The sequence below is a fragment of the Acinetobacter sp. FDAARGOS_559 genome (genome assembly GCF_003940475.1).
GTDB classification, from domain to species: Bacteria; Pseudomonadota; Gammaproteobacteria; order Pseudomonadales; family Moraxellaceae; genus Acinetobacter; species Acinetobacter baumannii.
The window spans coordinates 185,043-209,607 of sequence record NZ_RKJG01000005.1; the positions used below are offsets into that span (position 1 = coordinate 185,043).

General features: G+C 36.6%; 24 protein-coding genes and 1 pseudogene. 19 read left to right on the top strand and 6 right to left on the bottom strand.

Going from position 1 to position 24,565, the window contains the following annotated elements; all coding sequences use genetic code 11:
• Positions 1-21: 21 nt before the first annotated feature.
• From EGS71_RS02350 to antA, 4 genes and pseudogenes are all read right to left on the bottom strand, one after another.
• Positions 22-1,080 (bottom strand): annotated as a pseudogene (locus EGS71_RS02350) (AraC family transcriptional regulator).
• 448 nt (positions 1,081-1,528) lie between these two features.
• Positions 1,529-2,563: an anthranilate 1,2-dioxygenase electron transfer component AntC gene (antC, locus tag EGS71_RS02355; protein WP_085944065.1), complete on the bottom strand. Its 1,035-nt coding sequence runs from the start codon at positions 2,561-2,563 to the stop codon at positions 1,529-1,531.
• A 5-nt stretch (positions 2,564-2,568) separates the two neighbouring features.
• Positions 2,569-3,060 (bottom strand): anthranilate 1,2-dioxygenase small subunit, encoded by a 492-nt coding sequence (gene antB / locus EGS71_RS02360; RefSeq protein ID WP_000076812.1) that lies wholly within the window; start codon positions 3,058-3,060, stop codon positions 2,569-2,571.
• A gap of 2 nt (positions 3,061-3,062) precedes the next feature.
• The gene (gene antA / locus EGS71_RS02365; RefSeq protein WP_000204402.1) at positions 3,063-4,478 is read right to left on the bottom strand and encodes an anthranilate 1,2-dioxygenase large subunit; all 1,416 of its coding nucleotides are present in this window, start codon (positions 4,476-4,478) and stop codon (positions 3,063-3,065) included.
• Positions 4,479-4,700: 222 nt separating this feature from the next.
• On the opposite strand from antA, the gene EGS71_RS02370 reads away from it, so the two are divergent.
• The 7 genes from EGS71_RS02370 (at position 4,701) to EGS71_RS02400 (ending at position 10,111) form a co-directional block, all read left to right on the top strand.
• The gene (locus EGS71_RS02370) at positions 4,701-5,051 is read left to right on the top strand and encodes a winged helix-turn-helix domain-containing protein (protein WP_000664117.1); all 351 of its coding nucleotides are present in this window, start codon (positions 4,701-4,703) and stop codon (positions 5,049-5,051) included.
• Between the two features lie 187 nt (positions 5,052-5,238).
• Positions 5,239-6,024, top strand: coding sequence for a molybdate ABC transporter substrate-binding protein (gene modA / locus EGS71_RS02375; protein WP_000253134.1), 786 nt, complete (start codon positions 5,239-5,241; stop codon positions 6,022-6,024).
• Positions 6,021-6,713, top strand: a complete 693-nt coding sequence (modB, locus tag EGS71_RS02380; RefSeq protein ID WP_000971581.1) for a molybdate ABC transporter permease subunit — start codon at positions 6,021-6,023, stop codon at positions 6,711-6,713. The genes modA and modB overlap by 4 nt, the downstream gene beginning before the upstream one ends.
• Positions 6,714-6,717: 4 nt before the next feature.
• Positions 6,718-7,338: an ATP-binding cassette domain-containing protein gene (locus tag EGS71_RS02385; protein WP_000903969.1), complete on the top strand. Its 621-nt coding sequence runs from the start codon at positions 6,718-6,720 to the stop codon at positions 7,336-7,338.
• 359 nt (positions 7,339-7,697) lie between these two features.
• Positions 7,698-8,468 carry an SDR family oxidoreductase gene (locus EGS71_RS02390; RefSeq protein ID WP_001257958.1) on the top strand — a complete coding sequence of 257 codons (771 nt, stop codon included), beginning with the start codon at positions 7,698-7,700 and terminating at the stop codon, positions 8,466-8,468.
• A 72-nt stretch (positions 8,469-8,540) separates the two neighbouring features.
• A complete protein-coding gene (locus EGS71_RS02395; RefSeq protein WP_000026870.1) occupies positions 8,541-9,182 on the top strand; it encodes an isochorismatase family protein in 642 nt (213 codons plus the stop codon).
• Positions 9,183-9,709: 527 nt separating this feature from the next.
• Complete coding sequence (locus EGS71_RS02400) at positions 9,710-10,111, top strand: transcriptional repressor (RefSeq protein ID WP_000207886.1); 402 nt, start codon at positions 9,710-9,712, stop codon at positions 10,109-10,111.
• A gap of 67 nt (positions 10,112-10,178) precedes the next feature.
• Here EGS71_RS02400 and EGS71_RS02405 read toward each other — a convergent pair whose 3' ends face one another.
• On the bottom strand, positions 10,179-11,960 hold the full coding sequence (locus EGS71_RS02405; protein ID WP_031946206.1) for a bifunctional metallophosphatase/5'-nucleotidase: 1,782 nt from the start codon (positions 11,958-11,960) through the stop codon (positions 10,179-10,181).
• A gap of 306 nt (positions 11,961-12,266) precedes the next feature.
• Here EGS71_RS02405 and ppk1 point away from each other — a divergent pair, with 306 nt between their 5' ends.
• From ppk1 to EGS71_RS02455, 10 genes are all read left to right on the top strand, one after another.
• Complete coding sequence (ppk1, locus tag EGS71_RS02410; protein ID WP_000202699.1) at positions 12,267-14,342, top strand: polyphosphate kinase 1; 2,076 nt, start codon at positions 12,267-12,269, stop codon at positions 14,340-14,342.
• A gap of 223 nt (positions 14,343-14,565) precedes the next feature.
• Positions 14,566-14,640, top strand: a complete 75-nt coding sequence (gene pqqA, locus EGS71_RS02415) for a pyrroloquinoline quinone precursor peptide PqqA (protein WP_001982218.1) — start codon at positions 14,566-14,568, stop codon at positions 14,638-14,640.
• Positions 14,641-14,715: 75 nt separating this feature from the next.
• On the top strand, positions 14,716-15,627 hold the full coding sequence (pqqB, locus tag EGS71_RS02420; RefSeq protein WP_000548475.1) for a pyrroloquinoline quinone biosynthesis protein PqqB: 912 nt from the start codon (positions 14,716-14,718) through the stop codon (positions 15,625-15,627).
• 8 nt (positions 15,628-15,635) lie between these two features.
• Entirely contained in the window at positions 15,636-16,394 is a 759-nt protein-coding gene (gene pqqC / locus EGS71_RS02425) for a pyrroloquinoline-quinone synthase PqqC (protein ID WP_000195113.1), read from the top strand.
• Positions 16,391-16,675, top strand: a complete 285-nt coding sequence (gene pqqD, locus EGS71_RS02430) for a pyrroloquinoline quinone biosynthesis peptide chaperone PqqD (RefSeq protein ID WP_001031360.1) — start codon at positions 16,391-16,393, stop codon at positions 16,673-16,675. Before pqqC ends, pqqD begins: the two co-directional genes overlap by 4 nt.
• Positions 16,672-17,826, top strand: coding sequence for a pyrroloquinoline quinone biosynthesis protein PqqE (pqqE, locus tag EGS71_RS02435; RefSeq protein ID WP_000134723.1), 1,155 nt, complete (start codon positions 16,672-16,674; stop codon positions 17,824-17,826). Before pqqD ends, pqqE begins: the two co-directional genes overlap by 4 nt.
• 16 nt (positions 17,827-17,842) lie before the next feature.
• Positions 17,843-18,895, top strand: a complete 1,053-nt coding sequence (locus tag EGS71_RS02440; protein ID WP_001016767.1) for a dipeptidase — start codon at positions 17,843-17,845, stop codon at positions 18,893-18,895.
• 580 nt (positions 18,896-19,475) lie between these two features.
• Positions 19,476-19,652 (top strand): hypothetical protein, encoded by a 177-nt coding sequence (locus EGS71_RS02445; RefSeq protein WP_000920233.1) that lies wholly within the window; start codon positions 19,476-19,478, stop codon positions 19,650-19,652.
• 253 nt (positions 19,653-19,905) lie between these two features.
• Entirely contained in the window at positions 19,906-20,142 is a 237-nt protein-coding gene (locus EGS71_RS02450; protein ID WP_000044010.1) for a hypothetical protein, read from the top strand.
• Between the two features lie 166 nt (positions 20,143-20,308).
• Positions 20,309-20,896 carry a uracil-DNA glycosylase family protein gene (locus EGS71_RS02455; protein ID WP_000582742.1) on the top strand — a complete coding sequence of 196 codons (588 nt, stop codon included), beginning with the start codon at positions 20,309-20,311 and terminating at the stop codon, positions 20,894-20,896.
• A gap of 8 nt (positions 20,897-20,904) precedes the next feature.
• On the opposite strand, the gene EGS71_RS02460 is transcribed toward EGS71_RS02455, so the two are convergent.
• The gene (locus tag EGS71_RS02460; protein WP_031946207.1) at positions 20,905-22,464 is read right to left on the bottom strand and encodes a phospholipase D family protein; all 1,560 of its coding nucleotides are present in this window, start codon (positions 22,462-22,464) and stop codon (positions 20,905-20,907) included.
• Between the two features lie 432 nt (positions 22,465-22,896).
• Here EGS71_RS02460 and EGS71_RS02465 point away from each other — a divergent pair, with 432 nt between their 5' ends.
• Together EGS71_RS02465 and EGS71_RS02470 are read left to right on the top strand one after the other, a co-directional pair.
• Positions 22,897-23,364: a hypothetical protein gene (locus tag EGS71_RS02465; RefSeq protein ID WP_001136787.1), complete on the top strand. Its 468-nt coding sequence runs from the start codon at positions 22,897-22,899 to the stop codon at positions 23,362-23,364.
• A gap of 812 nt (positions 23,365-24,176) precedes the next feature.
• Positions 24,177-24,542 (top strand): hypothetical protein, encoded by a 366-nt coding sequence (locus tag EGS71_RS02470; protein WP_001127350.1) that lies wholly within the window; start codon positions 24,177-24,179, stop codon positions 24,540-24,542.
• Positions 24,543-24,565 lie beyond the last annotated feature (23 nt).

The window sequence follows — 24,565 nt, forward strand, 5'->3', positions numbered from 1 at the left end:
GGCTTTTATCTATTTTTTAATTTAAGAAAAAATTGAAGTAATGATGCCTGACCCTTCACTCTGTCCAGATCGGCGAGTAGACGAAGGTAACTCACCATAACGGCGTTTGTACTCTTGTGAAAAACGGCCTAAATGGGTAAATCCCCATTTAAATGCAACGTCAGTGACCGATAGATTTTCATTGTGCATGAGCTCTAAATGGGCTTGTTCAAAACGTAATTCTTTTAAATAAGACATTGGGGTTGTCCCCAAATAATTTTTAAAACCAGTAAATAGGGTTCTTACGCTCACGCCTGCATGCTCGGCCAGAATTTCGACATTAAGCGGCTCATGCAAATGTTCTTTAATATAGGCTTCTGTGCGCTTCACGAAATAAGGAGAGACTGTTTTTTCTTTATGCTGAACTATTTTGTGTAATGCGTTATTGGGTTGACCATAAATGAGAGCATTAAATAAATTTGACTCAAACTGTTTAAAGGCTAAAGGATGATGGAGAGGGTGTTGCTCGCATGTTAAAGCATCCATCAATGTTCTAACCAGCTGCAAAAAATAGGCTCCACCTTGGGTAGAAAAATCTAATTTAGGGTCAAAAACGAGTAAGTTATTCTCGGAATCCGCAATGTGTTAACGGCAATGGTAAGTAAAATCATCCTTTGACACTTTTAGAATAAGCTGGGGTGAGTTTGCATGCCAGCGCATACGTAAAGATTGCTGAGGAGAAATAAGAGAAGCAACTTGAGAATAAGAAATAAACTTTTGCGAACCAAACTCGATTTCTGCATAGCCCTGAGTTGGAATCTGAATTAAGTAAAAGTTATCCAGATGATCTGGTTCAATAATGACATCTGCGCCATATTCCAAGCGACTAATAGACAATGCGCCTGTTTTAACATGGTGCATAGTTGCACTGAAATCTCGCTTCTGATGAGAGATTTTAAGATCATGCGGTTTAAAAATTTGGCCTACATTTCGGCAGGTTTCGCTTAAATCGTGGTGATCGAACACCAAATTATGATCAGTAAAGATCGGCTCATTTTGAAAATGACGTCCATTGAGTTCGTGGGAGTTGGCTTGGTTCATATTTATCCCTTTTGGCTCACTCCTGTATTTACCTATGTTGCAAAAGCTTTAAACTTTCACTGTGCAATAAGTAAATACGGCACTTAAAAATTAAGTTAAGCGTAAAATACAATGAGATATAAGCAAGATATAGACCAATCTAACCGCTAGTTATTGTGATTTTCTCAAATTTTTAAGTCGGATTTTGACTATCAATTTAATACATTCGAGAAATAGAATAGGGGGATATAAAAGGTGCTATAAGTTAATCTCATCATGATCTTATTCCTTAAGATCTATCAAAATTTATAGCAAATCCGAGTGAGCTGGTCAATTTATTTTGTCGGAATTCATTATTTTATATTATTGATATATAAAAACTTTTAATTTAAATGCAAAAATTCAATATACCCTTTATAAGAGTATATTGAATGATTTCAGGTTTAGTGGTTTTTAAATTATTTATACTTCAACGTGATGTATTGCTCTGTAAAAACTTCTCGCTATAAATACGATAGTTTTGCAAAGATTGTTCATCTAACCAATTTTTCACGGCTTCAATCATTGGCGGTGGACCACATAAATACATATCAAAAGCTTGCTCGGCCAGTTGATCTTTATTTAAGTGCTCATGGATATAACCGGCTTTACCTTGCCAAGTTTCCGTTGCCTTAGTCACAATCGGGTGATAGCTAAAGTTTGGTAACTGTTCAGCATAAGCATGTAAACGCTGTTGTTCACACAAGTCGGTTTCACTATTTACGCCGTAATATAACTGAACTGCAGGCGAGTTAGGCTGATCAACCAAGTTATCAAGCATTCCCAAGAAAGCTGATAAACCAGTTCCACCTGCCACAAAAACCAGTGGTCGCTCTACTTCACGTAAATAGAAACTACCAAGCGGTGCTTCAATAAGTAAGCTTTGTCCAACCTGACAACGGTCACGTAAGTAATTACTCATCACACCGTCTGGTAAGAGACGAATTAAAAATTGTAATTGATTGGTCGCATTTGGTCTGTTTGCAAAAGAATATGAGCGCCAATCTTCAGTATCTGGTATTTGCAAACGAGCGTATTGACCTGGCAAAAACTGAAGTTGTTCAGCATGACTGCTCGCATCAAGATGTAAAATTGCTGTTGTTTCTGAAACCAGCTCAACCGCAGTCACTTTGGTTTCAATTTTTAAGGTATCACCAGCATTGCAAATAGCAGAATCATGATCGAAATAAAAAGCTGCATCTGATTTTACACGCGTCTGGCAAGCTAACATTTTTCGCTCGGCCAAATCACGTTCACTTAATGCATCTTCATCAACATATTCTTGTTCATAAATGCCGGTTTCACACTGTCCCTGACAGGTACCACAAACACCTTCGCGGCAGTCTAACGGCAGGTTAATTCCTTGACGAACTGCTGCATCAAGCAACAATTCGTCGTTATTTACCGAAATGAAAAAGGTTTTGCCATCGGCAAAGTTAAGTGCAACTGAATGTCCCATTTTCATTCCCCTTAAACGTGATAGAAGTCTAAAACGGAATCAATTTTGTCATTCAGCAAAATGCTGTGCTGACGACGAATACGGAAACTCTCTGCTGTTTGGCGTAAAAGATAGGTTGCGTGTCCGTAAAAACAGCCTTCTAAGCCTTGACGGTTATAAAGCGTTTGCCATGCAACTTTTGCTTCAATTAATCCATCATCCAGTGTTTTAACTCGGATGTTGTTTATGCTATGCAAAGTACGTGGTAACGGTGTTGCAGACGCTGCTTTTCCGGTACGAATACGGAATACACGGTCTTCAAGGCCTGTACGGTCCGCATAATAAATATAAGACAAGCCCTGATTTGGATCTTGAACATAGTTATGGTCATCAATCCACTGTGGAATATGATATTCACTATCTTCATCGTAAAGCTCTAGGTAGGCATCCCAGTCATAAGCATCACAAAGTTCTGCTTTTTTGTACAAAAACTGAGATACAGCAAAATGTAGTTCTTGTGACATGGTTACACCTCATCCATTACGGCATTGTTTTCAAAAGTAATATCCTGCATTTTCAAGGCTTTTTTATTTAAGCCGTCGAGCATGAGACGTTGCCAGTGTCCATGCTGGTTTACATAGAGTCCTTCATGGGTAAATTCACGGCCAGTAATAACGGGTTGAATGCCTAAATCTTGTGAGTTTTTGGTCGCGCCATATTCCCACGACTGACAACCACGTGAAATATCGCTCCAACGTTCCAGCCGTGCCTGAAAACCTTTTTGCTGTTCACGGAATTCAACTAAATCGTCTGGTGTACCAAGGCCTGATACGTTAAAGAAATCTTCAAACTGGCGAATACGATTACGGCGTGCTTCAGTAGATTCACCTTTAACACCAATACATTGGCTAATGACTTCAGTTTTATTCCATGCCACAGGGCGAACAATACGAAGCTGTGAGCTAATTTGATCCATAAAAAATAGGCTAGGGTACAAGTTCAAATTTCTTAAACGATGCATTGCCCATTCAGCATATTTTTCGCCGTATTTTTCAACCATATATGGCATAACTGTGCTGTAACCCGGACGAACTGTCGGATTTGGCATGTCACTAAATAAAACACTATGGCCATTCTTAAAACTAAACCAGCCATCGTCAGTTTCTGAGTCACCTGCACCTAACTTGCTATAGTCAAGCGTGTCGAGTTCGGCACCTTTTGATGCATTGACTTGCTGACGGTGTTGAACTGTAGAGACATAGTTATAGTGAACAGTGCTGACATGATAACCATCTAGACCATTTTCATTTTGTAGCTTCCAGTTACCTGCAAAGGTATAAGATGACTTACCTTGTAATACTTCGAGTTCACCTGTTGGCGACTGGTTAACCATTAAATCAAGGAACAGTTTTGCATCGCCCAAAAAGTCTTCTAGGGAATCTGTTGCTTGAGTATCAAGGCTTACAAATACAAATCCACGATAGCTGGCAATACGGCCTTGTTTTAAACCACGGCTTGATTTATCAAAATCTTCACAGTACTCACTAGGCGCTTTGACTTTAACCAAACGGCCATCTGACTTATAGCACCATGCGTGGAACGGACAGGTAAATGTAGATTGATTGCCTTTAGCAACACGTGTTAAGGTCGCACCGCGGTGTTCACAAGCATTCACCATGGCATGTAGTTCGCCTTTACCATCACGGCTTACAATAATCGGTTGGCGGCCAATTTGAACGGTTAGGAAATCATGATTGTTTGGAATTTCACTTTCGTGACATGCGTAAATCCAAACCTTTTCAAAAATAAATTCCATTTCCAAGTCAAATAGTTCTGGCTCGGTAAACATGTCGCGTGCAATACGGAACACGCCATCGTTAGGACGGAAGTCGATACATCCATCTATAAAATCATTCCATTGTTTTAAATTAGATGAGGTCATTTACTCAATCCTCCAATCAATCAGCTTTTAACTGATTGAACCGCGATTAAGCATTGCTCTCTATCCGTTTTTTCCAGATCTTTATCCACTTTGTGCAGTTTTGACTTTTTAATCGAACTCTTTTGAAGAAAGAGTAGAGATTTAAATTTGTATGTGTTTTAAGCTATTAAAGTTCCCTATAATGTCAAGCAGCATAAAAATGAAACTTTGTGAACTAAGTCTATGAAAGAACAAAACTTAAAATTACAAATTAGAATTCTTTTAGAGCAAAATATTGCATTTGGTCCAGGTAAAGCAGACTTACTTGAAGCAATTGCGAGAACTGGTTCAATCTCACAAGCTGCAAAATCTATGAATATGAGCTACCGCCGTGCATGGCAGTTGGTCGACACCATGAATCAGTGCTTTGAAACAGCTTTAGTGGAAACACAAACGGGCGGAACACATGGTGGTGGGGCAGCCGTTACAGCTTTGGGCCAGAAAGTCTTACAGCATTACCGCCAAATGGAAATCAATGCTCGACAAGCCTTAGAACATGATTATCAAATCATGAGTAGCTATTTAAAACGTTAAATAAAAACTTTCATAGCGACTGAATTTTTTAATGTGGTATAGCTTTTGCTTCATATAAATTGCACGCTGAAAAAGCACTGCTGCATTCCAGACATCTATAGTTAATGAATTATGCTTTTCATAATCTTCATGTAGCGCTATATTCTTGGGTATATATCGCTGCAAAAACGACAAAAAGGTAAAAATAATGGTAAGTGATACAAAGATAAAAAAATTGGCTTTAGCCTGTTCAGTCCTCAGCATCGGATTGGTCTTTAATATCTCAGCCAAGGCTGAATCAGTTACTGTTTATGCAGCAGCAAGTTTAACGAATGCAATTAACGATTTAGAAAAAATTTACGAAAAACAGAATAAAGTAGAAGTTAAAACTTCGTATGCAGGATCATCGACCTTAGCTAAACAAATTGAAGCTGGAGCACCAGCTGATATTTTTATTTCAGCAGATACCCAGTGGATGGATTATCTACAAAACAAAAAACGAGTTGCAGCAAATGACCGTATAAATTTATTAGGTAATCGTTTGGTGCTAATTACCCCAAAAGGGCAGTCACTAAACGTAAAATTAGATAAAACTACTGACCCAAATAAAGTATTTACAGGCAAGATTTGTACAGGAGATACCAAAAGTGTGCCTGTAGGCAAATATGCTAAACAAGCTTTTACTAATTTAGGTTGGTGGAGTCGTATTGAGCCAAAATTAGTTGAAACAGAAGATGTTCGAGCTGCTTTAAATTTTGTTTCGCGTGGCGAATGTCAGGTTGGGATTGTCTATGCAACCGATGCAGCGATTAGCAAAGACGTGAAGGTAGCAGGCGTATTTCCAGAAAATACACATTCGCCAATTATTTATCCTTTAGGGTTGATTAAAAAGAACTCAAACTCAGCAAAGTTCTATCAATTTTTACAAAGCAACCAAGCTAAAGCTGTCTTTAAAAAATATGGCTTTAGTGTGTTGGCTCCAGTCAAGCCATGATGTTTTCTTTAACCCCAGAAGAGCTCAGTGTACTGCAACTTTCTTGTAAGGTGGCAGCGAGTTGTCTTGTGGTCAGTATTATTCCTGCAATTTGTGTGGGGTGGTTTTTGGCTCGTAAAGACTTTTGGGGTAAGTCACTCATTGAAACATTGGTGTTTTTACCTTTAGTGCTACCGCCAGTGGTTCCTGGTTATTTGCTTTTACAAGTTTTTGGGAGCCGCGGCATTATTGGGCAATATTTGGCGCCACTCGGAATTAATTTTGCATTTAACTGGAAAGGCGCCGTTCTTGCTTCGGCAGTGATGGGTTTTCCACTATTAGTGCAATCTATTCGTCTAGCGATTGAACTGGTCGATCAGCGTTTAGAAATGGCAGCAAAGACATTAGGAGCTTCATCTTTAGGGGCATTTTTTCACGTCACTTTGCCTCTTGCCAGCAGTGGCATTTTAATTGGCGCTATTTTGTGTTTTTGCCGCAGTTTAGGAGAGTTTGGGGCCACCATTACTTTTGTGGGTAATATTTCAAATGAAACACGGACTTTGCCTCTAGCCATGTATAGCTTAATGCAACAACCCGATACAGAAGCTGCTATTCAAAGGCTTATTGTTTTATCGTTAAGTGTAGCTTTTCTGGCATTATGGTTTGCCCAGTGGTTTCATCGTTATCAAAAGAAGCGTTTAGGGCGGTAAAATTATGTTGATTGATTGCCGTTTTGAGCTACAAATGGGTCAGTTTCATATTGAAGCTAGTTTCCAGTCAGATGCTTCTGTTATTGGGCTATTTGGTGCCTCAGGATCAGGTAAAACATCAGTTTTACATGCCATTGCAGGGCTGAACACTCCGCGTAGTGGGCTCATTAAAATACAGGATCAAACATGGTTTGATTCAGATCAAAAAATTAATGTCAGCACGCAAAAACGGCATATTGGATTGGTTTTTCAAGATGCTCAGCTTTTTCCGCATAAAACAGTCAAGCAAAATTTATTATTTGGTCTTAAGCGTCTATCCCAACAAGAACGTCACTTTGAAGCAGATTACATTATTGAATTATTAAAGTTAGGGCATTTATTACAACGTATGCCTATCAAACTTTCTGGTGGAGAAAAGCAGCGCGTGGCACTAGGTCGAGCATTGTTATATTCACCTAAACTGTTACTGCTTGATGAACCTTTATCAGCATTAGATGCGAATCATAAAGCTGAAATTATTCCTTTTTTTCAGAAAGTAAAAGAGGAAATTAAAATTCCGATGATTTATGTAAGTCATGATATTCAAGAGATTAAACAACTGACCGAAACAATGTGGATTTTATAATTTTTCATTTTTTATACGCATTTCCAAACTTACGAGAGTCGGAGTTATAGAGAACTCATTCTGAGCCTGCGGGAGATTGAACCCTAAAAAGTTACTAGGTGTGATAAACCATAAACCTGATTTTAGCCGAATAAATCAAAACCTGTCTTATTGAAAATGGTTATTAATAACAAAATATTCTTGACCTTTAAATTTTATAAACTACATATAAAACAATATTTTAGCTTGTAATTTTAAGCTGTAACTCATTTGTATAAGATCATAATTTGAACTTTTATATCCATTTACTCTTGATAAGAATGATAATTATTTGCAATTGTATTTATAGATTTCTTTATAATATAAATTGGAGTATTAACATGCGCTCTACCATCGTGGTCACAGGTGCTGCAAGAGGGATAGGAGCGGCTATCGCCAAGCAACTACTAGATCAGGGGTATCATGTTATTGGTATTGACTGTCAAAAAAATCCTAAACAATGGGATATCAGTAAAACAATGACGTCAGATCAATCTTCACAATGGCAAGGCATCTCACAAGACATTACCCATCAACAAGAAACACAAACTTTAATTTCAGAGCTGTTAGAAAAATACGAAATTACGGGGTTAGTAAATGCAGCAGGAGTATTAATTATGCGCTCCATGCTTGAAGCAAAAACGGAAGATTGGGAAACACTTTTTGCGGTCAATGTCATGGCGCCTATCGCGATTAGTCAACAAATTGCTAAACATTTTTGCGAAAAAAGGCAGGGTAGTATTGTCACTATTAGTTCAAATAGTGCGCGTATGCCGCGTATGCAACTTGGTATGTACGCCACCACTAAGGCTGCACTGAGTCATTTTTGTCGCAATCTGGCACTTGAAATCGCCCCTTATCAAGTCAGGCTGAATATTGTTTCACCTGGATCTACTCTCACTCAAATGCAGCAACAACTCTGGACAGATAATGCACCTCCACCTGCAGTAATTGATGGTGATTTGAGCCAGTACCGAACAGGAATTCCATTAAGAAAACTCGCGCAACCAGATGATATTGCCAATACCGTGAGCTTTTTACTTTCGGACCGAGCGGCCCAAATTACTATGCAAGAAATAGTGGTAGATGGAGGAGCTACACTTGGGGTTTAAAGCTTACTTCAGCACAACAATACACTGAAATTAAAGAACAAATATTTTTAAAGATAGAAAAGGAAAATACCAATGAGTATTCCAAAGATTGCAAGTTACAGCATGCCCCAAGCGTACGAATTTACTCCAAACAAAACAAATTGGCCATTGCATACCAGTCGTGCTGTTTTATTGGTTCATGATATGCAGCAATATTTTTTAGATTTCTATGATCTAACCCAAGAACCTATTCCAGAACTAATTCAAAACACTAAGGCATTAATTGATGCTGCTCGCCAGTCTAATATTCCCGTTGTTTATACAGCACAACCTGGCAACCAGTCACCTGAATATCGGCAGTTATTAACCGACTTTTGGGGGCCTGGTTTAAAGGATGAGCCAAGCATCACACAGATTTTTCCGAAAATTTCACCTCAAAAAAATGATACGGTGCTTACTAAGTGGAGATATAGTGTTTTTAAATTTTCCCCGCTCGAACAACTCATGCGGGACTCTGGTCGTGATCAACTCATTATCTGTGGTGTATATGCACATATTGGTTGTTTAATGAGTGCTGCGGAAGCATTTATGCTAAACATACAGCCATTTTTATGTGGTGATGCGCTGGCTGACTTTAGCAGAGAAGAGCACGATATGGCATTAAAATATGCCAGTACACGATGTGCTCAAGTCATGACAACACAACAAGTAATCCAAGCATGGATACAAGAATAAGATGCACTACCTCTAGAATAAAAATCATTTAACTTTATGTATTTAAGATATAAAGAGCAGGTCATTGATCTGCTTTTTATATGGGTCGAAATGAATACTTATAATAGAGGATGGATGCAATTCATCACTATTTAATCAATAAAATATAATGGTTATCATTATGTATTTGATAATTACTTAATATTGAATATTAAAACTTATGTGTATATGATACACCGTTAAACACAAATGATAATAATTATCATATGTTAACCATTATACAAAATAATGTTGAAGAGTGACATTAATGAAGAGGGTCGCCATATGGTTCAGTTCAAGAATGCATCTATTCGCAAAGTGCGCACATGTAGAAAGCAAAGAGAGGGATAATATAGGAGTTATTTTAAAACGTAATAATTAGCTCAGAGCTTATTTATAGGGTAGTAAGTTCTAATTTATAGATCAAATCATTTCCATAATTTTCAGGTAAATATAGTCAAAATAATTTTAAAAAATTCCTATATTTCTAGACATTAAGGTTCAGTAAGATGACGACAATATCAAAATCATTATTAAATGGATTACCGATAAAAAAATCGAGGGTACAAGTTTTTGAGATTTTAAATCAGAACCCACAAGGCTTAAGCGCGGTAAGTATCTATGCGCAAATTAAAAATGAACATAAAATTACGTTAGGTACCATTTATCGAATTTTATCTGAGTTTGAAAACCGTAAAATCATCAAAAGGGTGTTTTTAGGAAAAAGTAAAAGTATTTATAAGCTTAGAAAAGACAAGATGAGCTGTAACCTCATTTCGCTCAAAACCTCTGAAGCCTTGAACTTTGAAAATGAGAAAGTTAAAGAATTACTTCATGAGGTTACGGATATTATTTTTGCAAACACCGGAGTCGACATTAGTAGTGTTGAACTTAATCTTTATACCGAATAAAAATCTTTTAAACTGTTATAAAAATAAAGGACAGCTTCATGCTGTCCTTTATGTATTCTTAAATGAGTTATTTAATGACTTTAATACGAGTCGTAGCCGGAATAATTAACGGTGAGTTCTTAGCAACATAGCTTTCAAGCGCATCGATATCTTGACCACCACCGACACGGTTTTGACCTTCTTTTAACACCGTGAAGTTGTCACCACCATCTGCCAAGAAGCTATTTACCGTCACACGGTATACTTTAGTGTCAACTAATGGTGAACCAGCAACCATGATGTTACTTGCTCGTGGTGAAACAGATGTATTTGCCGCATATTGATAACTCAACTCTTTAGACGGCTGTAAAATTCTAGGCGAATTTGCATTTGCACCAGACCATTGCTGTTCAAGCACATCTCTAATCTGTTTACCGGTTAAGCTCAAAGTCACAATCGAGTTACCGAAAGGTTGAACTGCAAAAATATCACCAAACGTAATCTGGTTACTGCTGTTAATCAGTAGGTCAGCACGTACACCGCCCGGGTTCATTAACGTAAAATCCGAACCTTGATTACTTGCTTGAAGAGCAGCAGCTTGCTGTGCATCGGCAATCATATCACCTAGTGGGCTTTCACCACTTTCGACTTGTGTACGGCTCACAACGGCAGTAGAAGTTCCAACAACACGTCCAGAAATTGTGGTTACCGCTTGACGGTATTTATCTAAAATCGCTTCGATACTTGGCGTTTTACTAAATTTTTGATAGAGGTCTGTCAGACTTACAGTGGTTGTACCCGAAGTATAGGCCTCACTTTGAACCGGAATTTGTTTAGCATCTTTTTTAATGATATCGCCAGTTTTACCATTCAACTCCACCTTAATATCGGTAATAAGCGTGCCGTATTGGCCAGCTGAGGTTAGTAAAAACGGTTTAGCCGGATTCTTGGTTGCATAATCACAAATATAAGACTGATGTGTATGCCCCGAAACAACAATATCAACTGCAGGATTTAACCGATCTAAAATACCTAAAATTGGCCCACTTAAGCCATCACATGTTTTTTGATTGAGTTTCGTACTTGGCGCTGCACCTTCATGGACAACGACGACAATGGCTTCAATACCTTGTTTTTGGAGTTCAGGAATTAACGCATTTACCGTATCCGCTTCATCACGGAATTCAACATCCTTAATACCCGCCGCTGAAACAATACTTGGAGTCGCTTTGAGTGTTAAACCAATAAAAGCTACAGGAATCCCGCCATAAGTTTTGACTTTATAGGCAGGAAAAATCGTTTTACTTGTATCATTTTTCATTGCCACGTTAGCTGCAAGGAAATTGAATTTTGCGCCGCTAAAGTTTTTATTAATTTGGCATGGGGCAGTGCTGGTATATTGTTGACAACCGCCATTTTGTAAACGACGCAATTCATCTGTACCACGGTCAAACTCATGATTTCCAACCGCATTAAAGTCAATTTGAATATCATTCATGACTTCAATAGTAGGCTCATCTAGAAATAACGAAGAAGTGAGCGGGGAAGCACTAATTAAGTCACCTGCTGACACAACAGCATTATTGGGATTTTGAGCTTTAAGTTTCTTAATCGCATCTGCAAAGTAACTCACACCACCGACAGGAATACGTACAGTTTGAGATGCATCATTTGGATTCGCTGCTTCAACGTAACGTTTAGGTGGTTCTAAATTTCCATGGAAGTCATTGAAAGCTAAAATATTTACAGTTTGGTTACTTCGCGGTGCTGGTGTGCTTGAATCATTGTCATCGTTATCATTACAGCCTACCAATAAGGCCATTGCCAGACATAAAGATGTTGTCTTAAATAGTATGTTTAAAGTCGTCATTTTTTTATCAATTGATGAATTAAGATGCATAAAAAATACGCATAGAGTATGAATATTTGATGAAAATTGAAACTGAATCAAAATAGAATGATCTTTAAAAAATTAATGTTAAGATGATGGTAGATATGGATGACTAGAAGGAAGTAAATAAGGCAAAAATAAATATTAATTTTAAGGTTTTCATAAAAAATTCATGAATTTGCAATAAAACAGTTACAAAATGTCCGGTGGATAAAATCGGTTATACATTATTAAATTAATCTTTTTTATTCATTTTAACTTTTTTACCCAGTATAAGAGTCAAGAATGACATCATTGCCCACTTTAGCTAGCTCAAACCAGCACAATTTAGAAACGTATATTAATAGAGAACTCTCTTTATTAGAGTTTCATAAACGGGTGCTTGCTCAAGCCAAAGATATTGAACACCCATTACTGGAACGTTTGAATTTTTTAATTATTTTTTCACGTAATCTGGATGAGTTTTTTGAAATTCGTGTGGCAAGTTTAATCCAGAAAATTAGCTTGATGAGTCAGGCAACCGGACCAGAAGGTTTACCGTTAGTAGAAGTATTAAAGCAAATTTCCAAAAATGCTCATGAGGCGGTTGAAGAGCAATATAAAATCTTAAACTATACTTTGTTACCGCAACTCCAAGGCTATGGCGTTCATTTTATTCAGCACGGCGATATATTAGAAAAGCATAAAGAATGGATTAAAGAATACTTTTTTAAAGAAGTACAACCTGTAGTTACGCCAATCAGTCTAGATCCAGCACATCCATTTCCACGGCTGGTCAATAAAAGTCTAAACTTCATTGTAACTTTAGAAGGTAAAGACGCTTTTGGACGTCAAATTGATTTAGCTATTGTGCCGGCACCGCGTTCGTTACCAAGACTTGTTAAAATTCCAGAACATATTTCTGGCGGTGCAGAGCATTACATTCTGCTCTCTGCTATTATCCATCAGCACATTTCGGATTTATTTCCGGGCATGAAAGCGACGGGCTGTCATCAATTTCGTGTAACTCGAAATGCCGATTTAACCGTTTCTGAAGATGTAGAGGATTTGGCTGCTGCTTTAAAAGGTGAATTATCTTCACGCCGTTTTGGCCAAGCAGTTCGTTTGGAAGTAGCAAAAAAATGTCCTGAAGAAATTGCTAACTATTTATTAGAGCAATTCGATTTAGATGCAGAACATCTTTACTACGTCGATGGCCCTGTTAATTTAGCCCGTTTTATCTCAAACTTTGATTTACCAGAGTTACGCTATAAACCATATCAACAAGTATTACCTCAGCTTTTGTACACTAAAAAACCGATTTTTGATGTGTTAAAAGCAGGAGATGTTCTACTTCATCATCCATTTGATTCTTTTGCACCTGTTATCAAGTTCCTTCGGGAAGCTGCACAAGATCCAAATGTCTTGGCAATTAAACAAACCTTATACCGTAGTGGTGCCAACTCGGAAATCGTACAGCTACTTGCAGAAGCTGCGCGTAATGGTAAAGAAGTAACCGCGGTTATTGAGTTGCGGGCACGTTTTGATGAAGAATCAAATATTGAAGTCGCAAACGTTTTACAAGAAGCTGGCGCAGTCGTGGTGTATGGCATTGTTGGCTATAAAACTCACGCTAAAATGATTTTAGTGGTCCGCCGTGAACAAGACAAAATCAAAAGATATGTGCATTTAGGTACAGGCAACTATCATGCAGTGAATGCCAAAATCTATACCGATTTTGGTTTGCTGACCAATGATGCGGAAATTTGTGAAGACGTCCATAAAATTTTCCAAGAACTGACCGGTATGGGCAAAATGGCAAAGCTTAAAAAGCTTTTTCATGCGCCATTTACCTTACATTCTCAGCTGTTAGAACTTATTGAACAAGAAATTAAAAATAGCCTTGCTGGTAAAAAAGCACACATCATCATTAAAGTGAATGCGCTTACTGAACCACAGCTCATCAGCGCGCTTTATAAAGCATCACAAGCTGGTGTAAAAATTGATTTAATTATTCGTTCAATTTGCTGCTTAAGACCACAAGTTGCAGGACTTTCAGAGAATATTCGAGTACGTTCAATCGTTGGTCGTTATTTGGAGCATACGCGGGTTTACTATTTTTATAATGATGGCGATACAAAAGTTTATTGTGCAAGTGCAGACTGGATGGAACGTAATTTGTTCTCTCGTATTGAAACCTGCTTCCCAATTGAAAATAAAAAATTAAAGAAACAAGTCATTGAAGATGGCCTAAACAACTATTTGAAAGACAATCGTCAAGCATGGGAATTACAAGCTGATGGAACATGGGTTCAATGTCATCCTAAGCCGGAAGAAGAACTTTATATTGCACAGCAACACTTGATGAACTTAACTGGGTAAGGCATAAGTCATAACAGAACATTGACCTGTTATGACTTTTCAAATGCTTTTGAAAGATCAGGATTTATTAAAATTTGGACAAAAAACACAATTATCGAACAATATCTTGTTCCGAGCTTATCTACAAACGTGGCATTTTTAATTAGAATAAATTTTTAATTGCCTTATGTGATTTAATCAAGTGATTCATTTCACGAGATTAATACTGACTGGAGTAAAATTTATGCAATGGACAAAACCAGCTTTCACTGATTTACGTATTGGTTTTGAAGTAACAATGTACTTTGAAGCACGTTAATCATTTCTATTCAAATCTGTCATAAGCCCTAGTCTTGTTCTAGGGCTTATGTCTTTCTAATAAGATATTAATTTTATGCATATTTATATTTTAGGTTCAGCAGCTGGAGGCGGTTTCCCTCAGTGGAACTGTAATTGTCCTAATTGTCATGGTGTTCGTACAGGTACGATTAATGCCAAAGTGCGTACTCAATCTTCAATTGCAATTTCAGAAAACGGCGTAGACTGGATTTTATTAAACGCATCACCAGATATCCGTCAACAATTATTTGATTTTAAAGCGGCTCAACCAGCGCGAAAATTACGTGATACTGGTATTACCAATGTTATTTTAATGGATAGCCAACTTGACCATACCACTGGACTGTTAACTTTACGTGAAGGCTGCCCAATGAATGTGTGGTGTACTGAAATGGTCTATCAAGATCTCACCACGGGTTTTCCGGTATTCAATATGCTGAAACACTGGAATGGTGGTCTTCAATATCACCAAATTGATCCTAAACAAGCTTTTAAAATTGATGGTTTCGAAAATTTAGAATTTTTCCCCTTAATTATTCAAAGCGCGGCACCCCCATATTCTCCACATCGCCATGACCCGCATGAGGGCGATAATATTGCCTTGATTATTAAAGATCATAAAACGCAAAATCAGTTATTCTATGCGCCAGGTTTGGGAAAGATTGATGATCAAATCATGCAGATTATGCAAGATTCTGACTGCGTCATGATTGATGGCACATTATGGACAGATGATGAAATGCAGCAAACCGGTGTAGGGAAAAAAACTGGCCGTGAAATGGGGCATTTATATATTAGTGGTGAAGGCGGTTCGTTATCTTACTTAAACCAACTCAATACACCAAAGAAAGTGCTAATTCATATTAACAATACCAATCCGATTTTAAATGAAGACTCTGCTCAATTTGCTGAACTAAAAGCAAATGGTGTAGAAGTTGCCTTTGATGGCATGCAAATTGAACTCTAAGGTGAAACATGACTCAAACACCTGAAGCTTTAACGACCGAACAATTTAAACAGGCCATTATTGATAAAGGTCAGTATTATCATATCTATCATCCATTTCATGTGATGATGTATGAAGGTAAAGCCACTCAACAACAAATTCAGGCTTGGGTTGCAAACCGCTACTACTATCAAATCAATATTCCGCTCAAAGATGCCGCGATCATGGCAAATTGTCCTGATCAACGTGTGCGTCAAGAATGGATTCAACGCATGATTGACCAAGATGGCGAATATCCTGATGGCGGTGGACGAGAAGCATGGTTACGGTTAGCCGAAGCTGTAGGCTTGAGTCGTGAGCAAGTGATTTCCGAAGAATTGGTTTTGCCGGGTGTACGATTTGCTGTAGATGCCTATGTAAATTTTGCACGCCGTGCGTCATGGCGTGAGGCAGCAAGCAGTTCTTTAACTGAGCTATTTGCGCCTCAAATTCATCAGTCTCGACTTGAATCATGGCCACGGCATTACCCTTGGATTGATGACAAGGGCTATGAATATTTCCGCTCTCGTTTAAGTCAAGCACGCCGTGATGTTGAACATGGTTTAACAATCACGCTTGATTCATTTACTACTCATGAACAACAACAAAGAATGCTGGAAATATTACAGTTTAAACTGGATATTTTATGGAGCATTTTGGATGCTTTAACACTGGCATATGTACACAATGAAGCACCGTATCATAGCGTGACTCAAGAACGAGTATGGCACAAAGGACTATTTAAATGAATAAAGAACAATTTGATGTAAATCTTGTGCCTACCTGGCGCCAAGGTTATCGCTTTCAATTTGAGCCTGCTCAAAATGGTTTTGTCATTTTATATCCTGAAGGCATGATCAAATTAAATGAAAGTGCAGGGGCCATTGGACAATATATTGATGGGAAAAATAATGTTTCTGCAATTATTGCCCAGCTCAAGCAACAATTTGGTGATATAGCCGAAATTGACAACGATGTTATTGATTACATGTTAGTTGCCCAGCAACAACACTGGATTGATTTAGTATGACAGAAGGTGTTGGTCTACCTTTATGGTTATTAGCGGAGTTAACTTATCGTTGCCCGCTACAATGTCCATATTGCTCAAACCCTTTAGACTACGCACAGCATAAAAATGAACTGACCACACAAGAGTGGTTTGATGTTTTTGATCAAGCGCGTCAAATGGGGGCAGTACAACTCGGTTTTTCCGGTGGTGAACCTTTGGTGCGTCAAGATCTGGAACAGCTTGTGGCGCATGCACACCAACTAGGCTTCTACACCAACCTGATTACCTCAGGCATGGGACTTACCGAACAGCGTATTTCGCATTTAAAGCAAGCTGGCCTAGACCATATCCAAATCAGCTTTCAAGCGAGTGATCCGGTCGTTAATGATGCTTTAGCAGGGTCGAAACATGCTTTTGAACAAAAGTATGAAATGTGCCGACTTGTTAAGAAATATGATTATCCGATGGTCCTCAATTTTGTAATTCATCGGCATAACATTGACCAGATCGATAAAATTATTGAGCTTTGCCTAGAACTTAATGCAGATACAGTCGAACTAGCAATTTGCCAGTTTTATGGTTGGGCGTTTTTAAACCGTCAGGGTTTATTACCGACACAAGAACAACTCATACGTGCTGAACGTATTACCAATGAATATCGGGAAAAGTTAAAAGCGCAAAATCATCCTTGCAAACTTATTTTTGTAGTGCCTGATTATTACGAAGAAAGACCAAAAGCCTGTATGAATGGCTGGGGTAAAATTTTCTTTACAGTTGCTCCAGATGGTATGGCACTGCCTTGTCACGCAGCAAGACAATTACCGATTTCTTTCCCAAATGTTCGTGAACAAAGCCTATCAAGAATCTGGTATGAGTCTACCGGTTTTAACCACTTCCGTGGTGATGCATGGATGCCAGAAGGATGCCGTAGTTGCCCAGATAAAGACCGCGACTTTGGTGGCTGTCGTTGTCAAGCTTATATGTTAACAGGTGACGCAAGTAACGCAGACCCTGTTTGTAGTAAATCGCCGTATCATCAACTCATTGAACAGGCACGTGCCGAGAGCGAAATTGATTCCTCTCTGGAAAAATTGGTGTTCCGTAATAGCCGAAATTCAAAGCAATTCACGGTTCAACAAAACATTCCGGTTCAAAATATTGTAGATGATTAGCTATGAGAAAACCGATATGAACCATAGCACATTTCCTGTTTTTGATGGCCATAATGATGTACTAACCCGATTGTGGTTAAGTGATCATAACAATCCTGCTCAAGCTTTTATTCAAGAAGGTTTAGCCGGACATCTCGATTTAAAACGTTGCCAACAAGCCGGTTTTGTTGGCGGTATGTTTGCTATTTTCTTGCCGCCTTTTCATTATGTTAAGCAGCATCATCCCAACAAACTATTTGACCAAGACGCATCTGACTTCACGCAACAGCAAATTGAACACATTTGTTTGGCACAGCTCGATTTAGCAAAACAACTTGCCGAGTACTCTAACGACATTCAAATTTGCACAACTGTTCAGGATATCCAGCTCTGCCTAACACAGCAAAAGTTAGCCATTGTATTGCATATGGAAGGTGCTGAAGCATTACAACATAATCCAGATTTACTCGATGTATTTTATGATGCCGGGCTTCGTAGCATCGGTCCACTTTGGAATAGACCAAGTCGTTTTGGACATGGTTTAAATGCCAAGTTTCCGCATTCACCTGATACCGGAGCAGGGCTTACAAACGAAGGTAAAGCATTTATAAAGCGCTGTGCTGATAAAAAAATGGTGATTGATGTTTCCCATATGAATGAACGAGCTTTTTGGGATACAGCTAACATTCTTCAGCAGCCAATTGTCGCAACTCACTCAAATGTTCATGCTTTATGTCCACAAGCCAGAAACTTAACAGATAACCAACTTAAAGCAATTAAGGACTCTAAAGGCATAGTCGGGTTAAATTTTGATGTCGCATTTTTGCGTAAAGACGGGCAGCGTGATGCAAATACATCCATTGAGGTACTTTTAGAACATCTTGAATATTTAATAGATCAAATGGGAGAAAATCATGTCGGTTTTGGTTCTGACTTTGATGGAGCACTGATTAGTCATGAAATTGAAGATGTAAGGGGACTACACCTACTGATTGAAGCAATGCAAAAGCGACATTATTCGAATGAGATTATAGAAAAAATTTGTTTTTCTAACTGGCTAACCGTGCTCAATCGCATCCTAAGTAAATAATTTATTGCTAAATATATTAAAAATAGCGAATTATTTTACATTTTTTATTGGCCGAAATGACTAAAAAAAGTACAACTAGTTTAATTGTCAACCAATTGCTAAGTTAATTAGAATCAACATTACTAAATGTAAGAACATTTGGTATTTCAGGTCTTTAGTGGTTTTCACTTACGCTCATTTCTTTTTGAGAAGTAGAAATGGGCGTTTTCTTTTGCTTAATTACAAAATGAGAACCTCATCACAAGAATAGCCAATTAATTGCAAATCATCGCTTTCCTATCTTGACTAAAAGTTCAGCATTAAATACATTGGAATTGTATTTAAATATAAATAAGATTGCTTAAAGCAATTAATAATACTGCTTAATCCTGAAATACAGTAGAAAGCCTATTCTGTTTTGAGAATAGGCTTTTTGCTTTGTATCAAAATTTATTTTCTCAAAATATTATACTTTTTAATTAACATAAAAATTAAATACCTTACAAAAGCGGCTCAAATGAAAGCCCTTAAATAACAAAGAATATGCTATTAATTTAAGTTGATTTCTCAGAAGTTTCTCCGTCAATTGAAGAGGTGCAAAATGTTAAAGTCAATTTTAGTAGTAGGAACAGGTATTGCGATTGGCATGTGTATGTACAAGAAAAAGCAAAAGAATAGTAAGAGCTTCTCTACTGATAGTAATACTGACTCATTGATTAGTAAGGATAATAATAAGAGTAAAGATGACAATTCACTCGATAATGCTGTCCAGGTTTAAAGTTAAATGCAAGGGTTCATACGTGAGCCCTTTAAATATTATTTTTTATAAAATTAATTTTACTTAAAATAAAGATAGCTTTAATAAGTTAATTTAATAATAAAACTTATTTTTAAAGATATTCCACTATTCATTTAATTATTAAATAAATATGTTTAAAACAAAAAAAACACTTCAAATGTTAAATTTTACACATTGTAGCAAAACACCCTTTACTATTTTTTATGTTAAGAATAAAAAAATGGAGATTAGAATGTCAAAGCGCCATATTTTAAAAGAAGTTAATGCGAAAAGTATGTGTGGGATGGAAATTGTGGTAGAGCAAATTTTTGAAAATACATTGGAGAAAAATTTAGCTTCGGCTGAAATCGAACAAAACTGGTTACCGCTTTCCAAGATTGTGATTTCAGATAAAGTTATCAATTTAGACCAAGATAATACCTTTGCTCATCCCAGAACAGGGAAAGTCTTTAAAGTTTTAAATTCTTAAATATTTTGGTTTTTAGCATGAATATAAAATTAGAAATGATTGAGGCGAAACAACAAAACGTTTCGCCTCAATACATTTAATTAAGATAATTTGCACTTCTTGACTCGTGATTAACCTTAAAATACGTTAAGTTATTTATAAATTTTGAAGTAAATACTGATTTTTTATGATAATTGAGATAGAGACCCATCCACTGCAACCGTTTTTGCCAGAAAATGCCCGTTTATTAATGTTAGGAAGTTTTCCACCACCACGTAATAAATGGAAGATGGACTTTTACTATCCGAACTTTCAAAACGATATGTGGAGAATTTTTGGTTTAATCTTTTTTCAAGATAAAACTTATTTTTTAAGTGAGAATCAAAAAAGCTTTAACGAAGAAGCTATCCGCAGTTTCCTGATTGAGACAGGCATTGCTATTTTTGATACGGCGTATCAAATTAAACGCCTAAAGGGCAATGCTTCAGATAAGTTTCTTGAAATTGTCACTCCGACAGACTTAGCGGTTTTATTGAAACAGATTCCTCAATGCCACACTATTATGACTACGGGCGATAAAGCCACAGATACCTTAATCTCAGTTTTACCTGAGAACACGGAAAAACCTTTAATTGGGACATCTACATCAACTTATTTTGCAGACCGCGATATTAATTTATATCGATTACCGTCATCTTCTAGAGCATATCCATTAGCTCTCGAGAAAAAAGCAGAAGCCTATCAGAAATTCTTCAAGGAAATCGGTTTCTTGTAATAAGAAAATTACATCATCCACTCAATTGGCAAATAAGAGACAGCTTTAATCATTGTTCTCTGAAAACGGCTGGTTCCCGGGTCTTTATCATATTCAATGACTTGTCCGTTGGGTTGGTAATCTAGCCAAGTAATTTGGCCTTGGCTATTTAGCTTAAGTTGATATGCTACTTGAGGTAAATGTTGATCTAACATGACAGAAATCTGAGTTTGTAATTGACTGGACTCAATCACCAAACCTACTTCGGTGTTTAAATAGGTAGAGCGGGGGTCAAAGTTAAATGATCCTATAAAGACTTTGCCATCTACATCAAAAAACTTGGCATGCAAGCTCGACTTATTTTTTCCTTTTGCTGGTATAACGCTGCCTGTTACGATTTCGTACCACGTTCTACGTCGTCGTTCCAGAACAGGTTTAAACTCATACAGTTCAATACCATTCTTAAGCATTTCTACACGGTATTGGCTATAAAAGGCATGTACGATCGCAACATCATTTGCAGCAAAAGAATTTGTTAAAGCGCGGACTTTTATACCTTCAACTCGTAGTTGCTTTAAGTAATAAGTGCCTTGTTGGGTAGGTACAAAATAAGCTGAAGCTAATTCTAAATGTTGCTTAGGTTTACCCATAATAGACATGACTTGGCCATAAAGCATTTCATGTTGAGTTGCAGTGCCCAGTATTTTCTTCGGAGAGTCAGCAACAAAATGGGCCTTAGACCATTGAATAGGGTTATGCTCTAAAAGCTCTTTTAAATAGCTCTGTGCATCGTAAAGCTTATCTTCAGTGAGGCTATGGTCTTCGTGGTGGAGTTGTTCATAGTGCTCTCTTAAAGCTTTTAAATGGTGCTCAGCACAAGTTCCGATAATCTCAGTTGCATTTACACTTAAGGTACTTTCCCAAAAATCAGCAAATACAGCTTGGGCATGGCGTACTGCATGCCCGTAAAATAAGATATCCATATCCGTAAATTGAAACTTACTACTTGCTTCAAAATATTCACTACTAATATTTCTACCGCCTGTTACTGCAATCGATCCATCTGCAATAATAAGTTTATTGTGCATACGATGATTTACTTTTTTAAATCGGAACAGATAATCAAAGATACGTAAGTATCGAAATTTATAAGGATTAAATAATCTAATTTCAAAGTTGGTATGCTGTAAAAGGCTTCTTAATATACCATCGAGCTTTATACCGTTTTGATCATCAATTAATAAGCGAACTTTGATGCCACGATCCGCTGCCTTGAGCAGCTCATGTAAAATAAGGTTCCCCACAAAATCATTGGTCCAAATGTAGTATTGTAGATCAATCGTTTCCTTGGCATTTCTAATTAAATAAATCCGTGATGCAATACTCATGAATGCGTCATCAAGAGCTACAAAGGCAGTAAGACCTTGCTGAGTTTTTTCCTCTGCTGCCTCATCATTCAACCAATTATTTGTCTTTATCACTATATCTTTCTCATTAGGATCATATTTATCTGTATAAGAAGGTAAATCAGTAAAGCCCCAAGCACTTAAGGCCATAGTACTGTACTGCTCATATAGCCGATTGATCATGTAAGCATTTAATTTGCATCCAAGTTAGAGCTATAAGAGCATTCTTATATGCAATTTATATGTCAAAATTCACAATAACTGTATGATTTTGTTATAATCTAAGAAGATTAAAATTTAAAATATAATAAAAACAGAGGCTTATAAAATATTTTTTAAATTTTCTATAGTTATATATGACTAATCAACCTAATTATGTGAGCTGTATTTTATTGCAAACAATTATTTCGATAGTTTACGTTTTTTATAAGTAAAACAGTGACGTAGTTCTCTTTGTCGGTATAAGATGCGTTTTATTAGATACTCATATTTCATAACTTTACATTACTTACAATTAAGTTACCAACAACTACATTACAACACATGATTTCTATCATACTTCCTTAAAAAGCTGAGTAAGCAACCAGCCAGAAAGAGGAAGGAAGGAGATAGGAAATGCCACAATATTTAATGATTGCTGAAAAGGTGTATAAAAAAATTAAAGAAGATGATCTTTTCTCTGATACTCCGACCGAGCATTTAAATAACTTAATAGGTGTGATTCGTAAGGAAATCAAAGGCACAAAGTTTAAGCTTAAATATAATTTTATTGACTTTGACGAATGTTTAACAAAGCCACTAGATGAATGTGCCGTCAAAATTGATATTAGCCTCATGCCTAGTCATAAAAATAAAGATGAATATATTTTATGGTTAGCTGGATTTATAGAACGAATGACGACAGGCGGGGAAACCCATCTTCCACCTATCTCAAAATTTATTCCGCCCGATTTTAAGTTTAATTGCGAATTTGACAACGCTAAGACACCAGCAAAATCTACACATCCAGATGATGAAGGTGAACTGATCATTAACTATTTTAAATCTGAAGCTTTTATGAAAATTATAAACGAAGAAAAATAATGTGATAAGAAATATAGAAGGGTTTCTGCCGTACTTCTATTCATAGCTGTTAAAATTCAGCAACCGCCTTTTGGGGCGGTTTTTTGTGGCTTAATCTCTTTTTTATCTCAATCTCTTCACATAAGTTTTCATTGTAAACAGAACTCACTTGTTCCCTATAAAAACAGATACATAGATTAGTGCTACCTTTTACTTATATTCATTGAGTAAGGAGATAAGATATTTTGAAATATTTTCTTTTTGCTTCAACTTAATCTTTTTCACATACCTTTCAAAAAAGATATGGTGAAAAATTTCCCTTTTAGACAATTGAGTCTAGAAGAATTCTGAATTTCTAAAAAACTTCCATAATTGTTGGTTTTTTTAAGGAGGTGTCTATGCTCCATAATATTAGACAATTTTTCTGCATGCACATCTGGGAATATGATTTTGATATTTCACATGATGAAGTCAGAGAATGCAGAAAGTGTGGGAAAATTCATAAAATGAAGAGTTCCCATAAAATGACTTAAGTTTAAAGTGAAATACTTCAGTCATACTAAGCCAATTAAAGATAGGCTCAATAATTAAAAGTGTTGAGCTTATTTATTTTAAAGAAGAGCATAGTTTAATTCAGTAATCATATAAAACCTATTAATTTACTCAGAATATAATTCAAAGTAGTCCACACTTTAAAATAATAAAAAGTTGCAACTTACATAAAACTCTATTAATTTTAAAAAATAAATAACACTTCAATAAAAACTGAAAACTTAAATTTATAACTTTAATTTTATACTCATATTTTATAAAAAATTGATAAGGAGATAGAAATGCCAAAATACTTACTATTAGCAGAAAAAATTTCTAAAAATATTAAACAAGATTCTTCAAGCAATTATCTAAAAAGCTTAAATAATTTAATTATAGAAATAAAAAAAGCCATTACAGGAACAGAATTAAAATTTTTATATAATTTTTTAGATTTCAGTGGTTCGCTGCTTAACCCTCAAGATGAAGTATTGCTCAAATTTGATAGCAGTCTGATTCCTAGCTATAAAAATGAAGAAGAATTTATTTTATGGTTAGCAGACTTCATTGATCGGATCACCATAGATACAAGTAAAGGAGATTATCCAATAAAAAAGAATTTAGCCAACCTAAGCTCTATTGCTGAGAAATTGATGTATAGAAATTAGAAAATCTATGGCCATCCTCATCA